Origin of the sequence: Escherichia sp. HH26CH, from assembly GCF_009820205.1 — a bacterium.
Taxonomy (GTDB): Bacteria; Pseudomonadota; Gammaproteobacteria; order Enterobacterales; family Enterobacteriaceae; genus Escherichia; species Escherichia coli_F.
In genome coordinates, this window is the sequence record NZ_VNXM01000044.1 from 60,317 (window position 1) to 71,998 (window position 11,682).

11 protein-coding genes are annotated in these 11,682 nt (G+C 51.0%); 6 read left to right on the forward strand and 5 right to left on the reverse strand.

Features of this window, described 5'->3' with window-relative positions; all coding sequences use genetic code 11:
• Window positions 1-199: 199 nt before the first annotated feature.
• Window positions 200-1,594 (forward strand): carbohydrate porin, encoded by a 1,395-nt coding sequence (locus tag FQ015_RS15890; protein WP_039021503.1) that lies wholly within the window; start codon window positions 200-202, stop codon window positions 1,592-1,594.
• A 40-nt stretch (window positions 1,595-1,634) separates the two neighbouring features.
• Here FQ015_RS15890 and rhaM read toward each other — a convergent pair whose 3' ends face one another.
• From rhaM to rhaB, 4 genes are all read right to left on the reverse strand, one after another.
• Window positions 1,635-1,949 carry an L-rhamnose mutarotase gene (gene rhaM, locus FQ015_RS15895; RefSeq protein WP_000619493.1) on the reverse strand — a complete coding sequence of 105 codons (315 nt, stop codon included), beginning with the start codon at window positions 1,947-1,949 and terminating at the stop codon, window positions 1,635-1,637.
• A gap of 9 nt (window positions 1,950-1,958) precedes the next feature.
• Complete coding sequence (gene rhaD, locus FQ015_RS15900) at window positions 1,959-2,783, reverse strand: rhamnulose-1-phosphate aldolase (RefSeq protein ID WP_032304219.1); 825 nt, start codon at window positions 2,781-2,783, stop codon at window positions 1,959-1,961.
• A gap of 82 nt (window positions 2,784-2,865) precedes the next feature.
• Complete coding sequence (gene rhaA / locus FQ015_RS15905; RefSeq protein WP_001330206.1) at window positions 2,866-4,125, reverse strand: L-rhamnose isomerase; 1,260 nt, start codon at window positions 4,123-4,125, stop codon at window positions 2,866-2,868.
• Window positions 4,122-5,591: a rhamnulokinase gene (rhaB, locus tag FQ015_RS15910; protein ID WP_039021502.1), complete on the reverse strand. Its 1,470-nt coding sequence runs from the start codon at window positions 5,589-5,591 to the stop codon at window positions 4,122-4,124. Before rhaB ends, rhaA begins: the two co-directional genes overlap by 4 nt.
• 287 nt (window positions 5,592-5,878) lie before the next feature.
• On the opposite strand from rhaB, the gene rhaS reads away from it, so the two are divergent.
• Both rhaS and rhaR read left to right on the forward strand, forming a co-directional pair.
• Window positions 5,879-6,715 (forward strand): HTH-type transcriptional activator RhaS, encoded by an 837-nt coding sequence (gene rhaS, locus FQ015_RS15915; protein WP_160524254.1) that lies wholly within the window; start codon window positions 5,879-5,881, stop codon window positions 6,713-6,715.
• Window positions 6,716-6,788: 73 nt separating this feature from the next.
• On the forward strand, window positions 6,789-7,637 hold the full coding sequence (gene rhaR / locus FQ015_RS15920; protein WP_024180124.1) for an HTH-type transcriptional activator RhaR: 849 nt from the start codon (window positions 6,789-6,791) through the stop codon (window positions 7,635-7,637).
• Here rhaR and rhaT read toward each other — a convergent pair.
• Window positions 7,634-8,668, reverse strand: coding sequence for an L-rhamnose/proton symporter RhaT (gene rhaT / locus FQ015_RS15925; RefSeq protein WP_000063508.1), 1,035 nt, complete (start codon window positions 8,666-8,668; stop codon window positions 7,634-7,636). The two genes, rhaR and rhaT, sit on opposite strands and share 4 nt — an antisense overlap.
• A 284-nt stretch (window positions 8,669-8,952) precedes the next feature.
• On the opposite strand from rhaT, the gene sodA reads away from it, so the two are divergent.
• The 3 genes from sodA (at window position 8,953) to yiiM (ending at window position 11,639) form a co-directional block, all read left to right on the forward strand.
• A complete protein-coding gene (sodA, locus tag FQ015_RS15930) occupies window positions 8,953-9,573 on the forward strand; it encodes a superoxide dismutase [Mn] (protein ID WP_160524255.1) in 621 nt (206 codons plus the stop codon).
• 259 nt (window positions 9,574-9,832) lie between these two features.
• A complete protein-coding gene (gene kdgT, locus FQ015_RS15935; RefSeq protein ID WP_001166064.1) occupies window positions 9,833-10,816 on the forward strand; it encodes a 2-keto-3-deoxygluconate transporter in 984 nt (327 codons plus the stop codon).
• A 148-nt stretch (window positions 10,817-10,964) separates the two neighbouring features.
• Window positions 10,965-11,639 (forward strand): 6-hydroxyaminopurine reductase, encoded by a 675-nt coding sequence (gene yiiM / locus FQ015_RS15940; protein ID WP_088542127.1) that lies wholly within the window; start codon window positions 10,965-10,967, stop codon window positions 11,637-11,639.
• Window positions 11,640-11,682: the final 43 nt, after the last annotated feature.

Below are 11,682 nucleotides of genomic sequence, written 5' to 3' on the forward strand. Positions count from 1 at the left end.
ATTTAGTTAAAAACGGCACTATTGTTATATTCCTCACGTTCCAGGAAATCAGCGGATTTACTCATATTATGCGGCGGGATACTATCCATCGGCCTGCTGAAGTTGGATTAAAAATTCGAAAGTGCACATCTTATATTTCTCTATATACGTATTCCTTTTGGAAAGCGTAGGGTCTCCTTTATTTCAGGGAACGTAAATAATGAAAAAATCGACATTATCTTTAGCCATCGGTTTATTATTGGCATGTAGTACCGGTATGGCAAAAACACAGCATTTAACGCTGGAACAACGCATGGCATTGCTGGAAGAACGCCTGGAAGCGGCAGAAATGCGGGCAGCAAAAGCAGAGGGGCAGGTAAAACAGCTGCAGACACAACAAGCCGCTGAGATCCGCGAAATTAAGGCTGCCCAGGGCAATACGCCGGTAAATGGACAGACAACGGCGGAATCTGCAAAGAAAAATGCCACCTCACCTAATCTTTTGCTTTCAGGTTATGGCGATTTAAAAATCTACGGCGACGTAGAATTTAATATGGATGCGGAAAGTAATCATGGCCTTCTGGCAATGACCAACGCTGATGTGAATAGCGATCCCACTAATGAACAGTGGAATCTCAATGGTCGTATTCTGTTAGGTTTTGATGGTATGCGAAAACTGGATAATGGTTATTTCGCCGGGTTCTCCGCACAACCGCTGGGGGATATGCACGGTTCAGTAAATATCGATGATGCGGTATTCTTCTTTGGCAAAGAAAACGACTGGAAGGTCAAAGTAGGCCGTTTTGAAGCCTACGATATGTTCCCGCTGAATCAGGATACCTTTGTTGAACATTCCGGTAATACTGCGAACGATCTTTATGACGATGGCAGCGGTTATATCTATATGATGAAAGAGGGCCGCGGGCGCTCTAACGCTGGCGGTAATTTCCTCGTCAGCAAACAACTTGATAACTGGTATTTTGAATTAAACACGTTACTTGAAGACGGAACATCTTTATATAATGACGGTAATTATCATGGACGCGATATGGAGCAGCAGAAAAATGTTGCTTATCTGCGTCCGGTAATTGCCTGGTCGCCGACAGAAGAATTCACCGTTTCCGCAGCGATGGAAGCGAACGTGGTAAACAATGCTTATGGTTATACCGATAGCAAGGGTAATTTTGTCGATCAGTCCGATCGTACCGGCTATGGTATGAGCATGACCTGGAATGGCCTGAAAACGGATCCGGAAAATGGCGTCGTGGTTAATCTTAATACCGCCTATTTAGATGCTAATAATGAGAAAGATTTCACTGCCGGGATTAACGCGCTGTGGAAACGTTTCGAGCTCGGTTATATCTACGCGCACAATAAGATTGATGAATTCAGCGGTGTAGTTTGTGATAACGACTGCTGGATTGATGATGAAGGGACGTACACCATTCACACCATTCATGCGTCTTATCAGTTCGCTAATGTGATGGATATGGAGAACTTTAATATTTACCTTGGTACTTATTACTCCATTCTGGATAGCGACGGTGATAAAAAACACGGTGATGATACTGATGACCGTTACGGTGCACGCGTTCGCTTTAAATACTTCTTCTGATGAAGGCGCGGTGCTGGATATTTTCCGGCACCGCAACTCATTAAGGCAGGTAAAACACTTCTTGCAGCTCGCTACTGACTGGGCTGTTATCCGGGTTAGCTGGCATAACGTCGGTCATATACTTCCACCAACGTTGGCAAACATCAGTACTGGCTACCGCATTCCACCGTTCTTCAGATTCAATCTCTACCATGGCAAACAGCAGATTACGCGCTTTGTCGAGATAAATGGCGTAGTTATGCGCACCGTGAGATTTCAACACTGCTTCCAGTTCCGGCCAGATTGGATTATGCCGACGCTGATACTCTTCGTGGGCGTCGGGGTTAACCTGCATGACAAAGGCTTTGCGGATCATATTTGCTCCTTACAGCGCCAGCGCACTGGCAAGTGGTGTAACGCCGAAACGCTGGCCGAGTGCTATCAGCTCTTCACGACTGATGGTCTGTTTCATGCCGCCCATCGAATAAACCTTCACTAATACTTGTGCTGATTTTTCTGCGGTGTCGATTAAACCGAATGTTTCATCCAGTGTCGGACCGCTGCCGAAGACGCCGTGGAAGGGCCACAACACCAGTGAATGTTTTTGCATTTCCTGTGCGGTCGCCTGACCGATTTCGTCCGTGCCGGGCACCATCCACGGCAGAATGCCAACGCCATCCGGGAATACCACCAGACACTCGGTGCTGCCTTCCCATAGTTGGCGAGTGAAGAGCGCGGTGTCGTTTTCCAGCACATAGGTGAGGGCGATCAGGTTGGTGGCATGGCAGTGCATGATCACCCGATCTTTACCGTTGGTGGCTTTGATGCGTTCGCAGTGGGAAAGGAAGTGAGCCGGAAGTTCAGAGGTTGGAACGGCTTCGTGAGTTAGCCCCCAGAGAATGTGGTAGCCCGCGCCGTCGCTGTCGACTTTTACGACGCCTAAGTTAGCCGCAGGATCAAGCTGGACGTTACGAAAGAATTTGCCGGAGCCGGTGACAATAAACGGTGTATTTGCCAGTAAAGGCATGGGCTGGCTGAGCGGGATATAGCGCGGTTGTGCATGGAAGTTGTCGTGATAAGGCGCGATATCGGCGTCATCCAGGCGCAGCGTCAGGTTGCCGCCGTTGCGCTCGTCCCAGCCTTTCAGCCAGGCGTCGGTGGTGGCTTTGATCATTCCCTGGACAAACCAGGACTGGGTAATGTTTTGCATGTTCTGTGTTCCTGTAAATTCGGTGTTGTCGGATGCACGACCCGTAGGCCGGATAAGGCGCTCGCGCCGCATCCGGCAGTGTTTACCCACGCTGGCTCAAAATCGCTTTCTCATAAGCCCGCACGCTTTCCAGCCATTCGCTACCCACTGGGGTATCGTGACGTTGGCAATACATTTCCCAGACTGCCTGCCATGGCAATGATTTTTGTTCTTCCAGTAGCGCCAGACGCGCAGTGTAATCACCCGCTGCTTCCAGCTTGCGCAGTTCAGTGGTAGGTTCCAGCAACGCACGTAGCAGGGCTTTTTTCATATTGCGCGTACCAATGACCCACGCGGCAATACGGTTGATGGAGGCATCAAAGAAGTCGAGGCCGATATGCACACGGTCGAAAAGATCGTGACGGACAATCTCACTGGCAATCGCTTGGGTTTCATCGTCCAGCAGCACTACGTGATCGCTGTCCCAGCGAACCGGACGGCTGACGTGCAGCAGCAACTGCGGCACATACAGCATGGCGGCGGAAATCTTGTCGGAAATCACTTCAGTTGGGTGGAAATGTCCGGCATCCAGGCACAGCGCCGTCTGGCGGCTGGTGGCATACCCCATGTAAAACTCATTGGAGCCAACCGTGTAGCTCTCCGCGCCAATACCAAACAATTTGCTCTCAACGGCGTCGATATGGTGCGCAGGATCCAGCTTCTCGCTGATCACCTCATCCAGAGCTGCCAGCAGACGCTGACGCGGGGCGAGACGGTCAACGGTGATATCTTTCATGCCATCCGGGATCCAGATGTTCATCACCGACGGTGTGCCAAGTTGCTCGCCAAAATAGGCTGAAACACGGCGGCTGGCTTTGCAGTGATCAATCCAGAACTGGCGAATGCTGTCGTCGGCATGGGAAAGCGTAAAGCCATCGGCGCTTAGCGGATGCGAAAAACAGGAGGGGTTAAAATCCAGACCGAGCTGATTGGTTTTCGCCCATTCAACCCAGTTTTTGAAGTGCTCTGGTTTGATTTGGTCGCGCGCGACTGGCGTATCTGATTCCAGATAGATGGCATGTAAATTAAGCCGTTTCGGACCCGGAATCAGCCGCATAGCTTGTTCCAGATCGGCACGTAGCTCGCTGGCATTACGCGCTTTGCCCGGATAATTGCCAGTAGCCTGAATCCCACCGGTCAGCGAACCTTCCGGGTTTTCAAAACCGGAAACATCATCGCCCTGCCAGCAGTGCATTGAAACGGGTAAACGATCAAGTTGGCGCAGCGCCTCCTCGACATCAATCCCTACTGCCGCGAAACGCTGTTTCGCCAGCTCCCAGGCCTGTTCCAGTTGAGTGGTCATGCGCAAAGCTCCTTTGTCTGTCGTGTAGAGTGAATCTGCGCCACATAGTGGGCAATTTCACTGTCAGGATTAGGGGTAAAGGTGGTCAGATTCGCGGTGGTGCTGACGACCTGACGGAAATCATCCACATTGTTGAGTTCATCCAGCGTCATTAACTGGATGCCGATATTGCCGAGCGTCGAGGCTTCAACAGGCCCGGCGATCACCCGAATACCGCAGGCATCAGCACATAACTGGTTGAGCAGCGCGTTCTGGCAGCCACCGCCGACAATATGCAGTTGTGAGAAATCTTCACCGCGCAGTTGCGCCAGCTCATGCAACACATCGGCATACAGCAGCGCCAGACTGTCGAAAATACAGCGCGCCAGTTCAGCATCACTTTCCGGGATTGGTTGCGCCGTTTCCCGACACGCAGCCTGAATTTCGCTGCACATCTCGTCAGGATTAATAAAGCGATCGTCATTGGGATTGATGGTGAAGCGGCAAGCCGGCAGTGCCTGTGTCGCGGCGATAAGCGCCGGAAGATCGTTGATTTTCCGCTCCTGAAGCACCCGCTGAAGCAGCCATAAGCCCATAATATTTTTCAGCACCCGATAGCGACCTTCCGCCCCGCCTTCATTGGTGATGTTGGCTGCCAGCGCCGTGTCATTGGTGAATGGTGTCTGGCTTTCGAAGCCCATCAATGACCAGGTGCCAGAAGAGAGATACGCAGCGCGGGAACCGTTTAACGGCGAGGCGATAACCGCGCTGGCGGTATCATGGCTGGCAACGGCGACCACCGGAATCTCATTACCCTGCGGGCAAATCCAGTGCCCAATGACATTACCCGGATGCGTCGGGCAACCAAACCAGGCTTTGTTGGCACCGCTCCACGCCAGTAGCGACTCGTCCCAGTCGTCGCTATTGATATTGACCAGTTGCGTGGTGGTGGCGTTGGTATATTCCCAGTTCATCTTGCCGGTCAGGCGATAACTGAAGTAATCCGGCATCAGCAGAGCGTGAGCAATGTGTGGAATAAGCTCAGGTTGTTGCTCCGTCAGCGCACGCAACTGATAAAGCGTATTGAAGGGTAGAAATTGTATGCCGCTACGCTGATAAATATCGCGTTTGCCGAGTTGCTGTTGTGCCTGCGTCATCAGACCATGGGTGCGGCTATCGCGATAAGCAACGGGCAGACCCACACGCTTACCCTGTAGGTCGAGCAGCACAAAGTCCACGCCCCAGGTATCAATCCCAATGCTATCGATACGAATCCCTTGCTCGCACACCTTGTTTAATCCAAGGCGAATGGCACTTTCCAGGCTATCCACATCCCAGGTGACATAACCGTTCTGGCTATGCAGGCCATTGTTAAAACGATGGATTTCGCGCAGCGTCAGGCTGCGGCATTCACACTCGTAACGCGCCAGCATCACGCGCCCACTGGATGCGCCGAGATCGACGGCGACACAATTGCGAAAGGTCATAATGTGATCCTGCTGAATTTCATTACGACCAGTCTAAAAAGCGCCTGAATTCGCGACCTTCTCGTTACTGACAGGAAAATGGGCCATTGGCAACCAGGGAAAGATGAACGTGATGATGTTCACAATTTGCTGAATTGTGGTGATGTGATGCTTACCGCATTTCCTGAAAATTCACGCTGTATCTTGAAAAATCGACGTTTTTTACGTGGTTTTCCGTCGAAAATTTAAGGTAAGAACCTGACCTCGTGATTACTATTTCGCCGTGTTGACGACATCAGGAGGCCAGTATGACCGTATTACATAGTGTGGATTTTTTTCCGTCTGGTAACGCGTCCGTGGCGATAGAACCCCGGCTCCCGCAGGCGGATTTTCCTGAACATCATCATGATTTTCATGAAATTGTGATTGTCGAACATGGCACGGGTATTCATGTGTTTAATGGGCAGCCCTATACCATCACCGGTGGGACGGTCTGTTTCGTACGCGATCATGATCGGCATCTGTATGAACATACCGATAATCTGTGTCTGACCAATGTGCTGTATCGCTCGCCGGATCGATTTCAGTTTCTCGCCGGGCTGAATCAGTTGCTGCCACAAGAGCAGGATGGGCAGTATCCGTCTCACTGGCGCGTTAACCACAGCGTGTTGCAGCAGGTGCGACAGCTGGTTGCACAGATGGAACAGCAGGAAGGGGAAAATGATTTACCCTCGACCGCCAGTCGCGAGATCTTGTTTATGCAATTACTGCTCTTGCTGCGTAAAAGCAGTTTGCAGGAGAACCTGGAAAACAGCGCATCACGTCTCAACTTGCTTCTGGCCTGGCTGGAGGACCATTTTGCCGATGAGGTAAATTGGGATGCCGTGGCGGAACAATTTTCTCTTTCGCTGCGTACGCTACATCGGCAGCTTAAGCAGAAAACGGGACTGACGCCTCAGCGTTACCTGAACCGCCTGCGACTGATGAAAGCCCGACATCTGCTACGCCACAGCGAGGCCAGCGTTACCGACATCGCCTATCGCTGCGGATTTAGTGACAGTAACCACTTTTCGACGCTTTTTCGCCGAGAGTTTAACTGGTCACCGCGTGATATTCGCCAGGGACGGGATGGCTTTCTGCAATAACGCGAATCTTCTCAACGTATTTGTACGCCATATTGCGAATAATCAACTTCGTTCTCTGGCCGAGGTAGCCACGGTGGCGCATCAGTTAAAACTTCTCAAAGATGATTTTTTTGCCAGCGACCAGCAGGCAGTCGCTGTGGCTGACCGTTATCCGCAAGATGTCTTTGCTGAACATACACATGATTTTTGTGAGCTGGTAATTGTCTGGCGCGGTAATGGTCTGCATGTACTCAACGATCGCCCTTATCGCATTACCCGTGGCGATCTCTTTTACATTCATGCTGACGATAAACACTCCTACGCTTCCGTTAACGATCTGGTTTTGCAGAATATTATTTATTGCCCGGAGCGGCTGAAGCTGAATCTTGACTGGCAGGGGGCGATTCCGGGATTTAGCGCCAGCGCAGGGCAACCACACTGGCGCTTAGGTAGCATGGGGATGGCACAGGCGCGGCAGATTATCGGTCAGCTTGAGCATGAAAGTAGTCAGCATGTGCCGTTTGCTAACGAAATGGCAGAGTTGCTGTTCGGGCAATTGGTGATGTTGCTGAATCGCCATCGTTACACCAGTGATTCGTTGCCGCCAACATCCAGCGAAACGTTGCTGGATAAGCTGATTACCCGGCTGGCGGCCAGCCTGAAAAGTCCCTTTGCGCTGGATAAATTTTGTGATGAGGCATCGTGCAGTGAGCGCGTTTTGCGTCAGCAATTTCGCCAGCAGACTGGAATGACCATCAATCAATATCTGCGGCAGGTCAGAGTATGTCATGCGCAATATCTTCTCCAGCATAGCCGCCTGTTAATCAGTGATATTTCAACCGAATGTGGCTTTGAAGATAGTAACTATTTTTCGGTGGTGTTTACCCGGGAAACCGGGATGACGCCCAGCCAGTGGCGTCATCTCAATTCGCAGAAAGATTAATTCGCCATGCCCATACCGACGATATTGGCGGCGACAATAATCACCACACAACCGAGGCTCAACACCGTTACCGGACGGCGACCTGCATTGTTCCACTCTTTCAGCACCAGCCCGACGATACCGCCGCACAATACATAGAAGCTCATATGCAGCATCCAGCTGATGTAGTCATACTGCGCCGGAATGCGGGCGTGGCCCCAGGCATAGAAAAAGAATTGCAGATACCACATCAAACCGCCCAGTGCCGAGAGTAACACGTTGTGAATGATCAGCGGTTTTGCCAGCGAAAAGTCGGCTTTTAGCGACAAATCCTTCACTTTTGCCAGACGAATGAAGCAGAAACCGAGGTTGATGATCGCGCCGCCTCCCATGATGACAACATAGCTTGGCAGAGCGACATACAGTGGATCGACGCCCAGTGCGGCAGCTGCTTCATGCATCGGTTTTGCGGCGTTCATCGCAAAGGACATCCCGGCAGAGAAAATGCCGCACATTACCGCCAGAACCAGCCCTTTTTTCAGATTGAACTCTTCGGCTTTAATGCCCATTTTGCGCTCTTTTAACTGCCCGGCGCGGGTCACAATCCCTACACCAATCAGCGCTACCAGAACGCCGAGCAACGTCATGCGTCCGCCTTCGGTATTAATCAGAACATCGAAATTGCCGTTGATAATTGGCGTCATCAGCGTACCGACAATCAACGTAATGCCAATGGCGATGCCAATTCCCATCGACATGCCGAGATAACGCATGGTCAGGCCGTAGTTGATATTACCGATCCCCCACATAGCGCCGAACAGAAAAACAGGCAGCAGCGTAGAGAGACTAAACGAGCTGTAATACGCCCAGAAATTCGGTAGTAACAGGGCGCTGATGGCCCACGGCAGAATAATCCACGAAACAATCCCACCGACTGACCACATGGTTTCCCATGACCATTTCTTTACTTTTTTGAACGGCGCGTAAAAACAGGCTGCACTGGCCGCGCCGATCAAATGCCAAAATATCCCCATCGTAATCGCGTTACTCATCTTCTTATCCTCATCATTTTTCGCCGCGTCACATCTCCGACGAGATGAGTGTAAAAATCGTGCTGTCGATTAACCTTTCGCCTGTTGCCGCCGTTGTCGATTTACTGGCAATCACGGCATTAAGTGGGTGATTTGCTTCACATCTCGGGCATTTTTCTGCAAAACCATACCCTTACGAAAAGTACGGCATTGATAATCATTTTCAATATCATTTAATTAACTATAATGAACCAACTGCTTACGCGGCATTAACAATCGGCCGCCCGACAATACTGGAGATGAATATGAGCTATACCCTGCCATCCCTGCCGTATGCTTACGATGCCCTGGAACCGCACTTCGATAAGCAGACCATGGAAATCCACCACACCAAACACCATCAGACCTACGTCAACAACGCCAACGCGGCGCTGGAAAGCCTGCCAGAATTTGCCAACCTGCCGGTTGAAGAGCTGATCACCAAACTGGACCAGCTGCCAGCAGACAAGAAAACCGTACTGCGCAACAACGCTGGCGGTCACGCTAACCACAGCCTGTTCTGGAAAGGTCTGAAAAAAGGCACCACCTTACAGGGTGCCCTGAAAGCGGCTATCGAACGTGACTTCGGTTCCGTTGATAACTTCAAAGCAGAATTTGAGAAAGCGGCAGCTTCCCGCTTTGGTTCCGGCTGGGCATGGCTGGTGCTGAAAGGCGATAAACTGGCGGTGGTTTCTACTGCTAACCAGGACTCCCCGCTGATGGGTGAAGCTATTTCTGGCGCTTCCGGCTTCCCGATTCTGGGCCTGGATGTGTGGGAACATGCTTACTACCTGAAATTCCAGAACCGCCGTCCTGACTACATCAAAGAGTTCTGGAACGTGGTGAACTGGGACGAAGCAGCGGCACGTTTCGCGGCGAAAAAATAATCATTTGCCGCCTGCTGCAATGAGGCGTTTACGCCGCATATCAGCTTAAAAAATGAACCATCGCCAACGGCGGTGGTTTTTTTGTGATCAATTTCAAAATAAAAACAATGATCCGATAAAAATAAAACAGTGTTTCAATTGATGTGGTTTTGATCACTTTTATTGATTAAATGAATGTCTATCTTCGTTTTCATCAACACTGATGCTCCGTTGAGGAATTACGCATCAGCCCTTAAAAATATGCCGACAGGTGATGGAAATGCAGATAAAACGCTCGATTGAGAAAATCCCGGGGGGGATGATGCTCGTCCCGCTATTCCTTGGCGCACTGTGCCACACCTTCTCGCCGGGGGCGGGGAAATATTTTGGATCATTCACCAACGGGATGATTACCGGTACGGTGCCCATTCTGGCGGTGTGGTTTTTTTGCATGGGGGCGTCAATAAAATTAAGCGCGACGGGAACGGTATTGCGTAAATCCGGTACGCTGGTGGTAACAAAAATTGCCGTCGCGTGGGTGGTTGCGGCAATTGCCTCGCGCATTATTCCGGAACATGGTGTTGAAGTTGGATTCTTTGCCGGACTTTCAACGCTGGCGCTGGTGGCGGCGATGGATATGACCAACGGCGGACTTTACGCTTCCATCATGCAGCAGTACGGTACGAAAGAAGAAGCTGGGGCATTTGTGTTGATGTCATTGGAGTCCGGGCCGCTCATGACGATGATTATTCTGGGCACTGCCGGGATTGCCTCGTTTGAACCGCATGTTTTCGTCGGCGCAGTATTACCGTTCCTGGTGGGCTTTGCCCTTGGGAACCTTGACCCTGAATTACGAGAATTTTTCAGCAAAGCGGTGCAGACGCTGATTCCATTCTTTGCCTTCGCGCTGGGCAATACCATTGATTTGACTGTAATTGCCCAGACAGGTTTGCTGGGGATCCTGTTGGGTGTGGCAGTAATTATCGTGACCGGTATTCCGTTGATTATCGCCGATAAATTGATTGGCGGTGGCGATGGCACTGCCGGAATTGCCGCTTCCAGTTCGGCAGGGGCCGCGGTAGCGACACCTGTGCTGATTGCTGAAATGGTGCCTGCGTTTAAACCGATGGCTCCGGCAGCAACTTCGCTGGTCGCGACGGCGGTCATTGTGACTTCGATTCTGGTGCCAATTCTTACCTCTATCTGGTCACGTAAAGTCAAAGCCAGAGTGGCGAAAATCGAAATTTTAGGCACGGTAAAATAAACCTGCTTCCTTAATCCCCACAGCCGGATGAACTAACGTTCGTCCGGTTTGCGATTGAGCTCCTGCCTGGATACATACCGCGAAAACAGCACGCCTGACATAAAATAAATATGGTCTAATGGGGAAATTTCTCGTGGAGAGGGAACAGATGCGATATCCGGTTGATGTATACACAGGCAAGATTCAGGCTTATCCCGAAGGCAAACCCAGCGCAATTGCCAAAATCCAGGTCGATGGTGAGTTGATGCTGACGGAGCTGGGGCTGGAAGGTGACGAGCAGGCGGAGAAGAAGGTTCACGGCGGGCCAGACAGAGCGCTGTGTCATTATCCTCGTGAGCATTATCTCTACTGGGCGCGGGAATTTCCGGAACAGGCGGAGTTGTTTGTTGCGCCTGCGTTTGGCGAAAATCTCTCAACCGACGGTCTGACGGAAAGCAATGTTTATATTGGCGATATTTTCCGCTGGGGAGAGGCATTAATTCAGGTCAGCCAGCCACGCTCCCCTTGCTATAAACTCAATTACCATTTTGATATCAGCGATATAGCGCAGTTGATGCAAAACACGGGTAAAGTGGGGTGGTTGTATAGCGTGATTGCGCCAGGGTTGGTATCTGCTGATGCGCCGCTGGAGTTGGTTTCCCGTGTCAGCGATTTGACCGTGCAGGAGGCTGCTGCCATCGCATGGCATATGCCGTTTGATGACGAGCAGTATCACCGTTTACTCTCCGCTGCCGGGTTATCGAAAAGCTGGACGCGGACGATGCAGAAACGCCGACTGAGCGGCAAAATCGAAGATTTTTCACGGCGGTTGTGGGGAAAATAACCCCCGGAGAGTAGGCCTGATAAGACGCTATCAGCGTCGCATC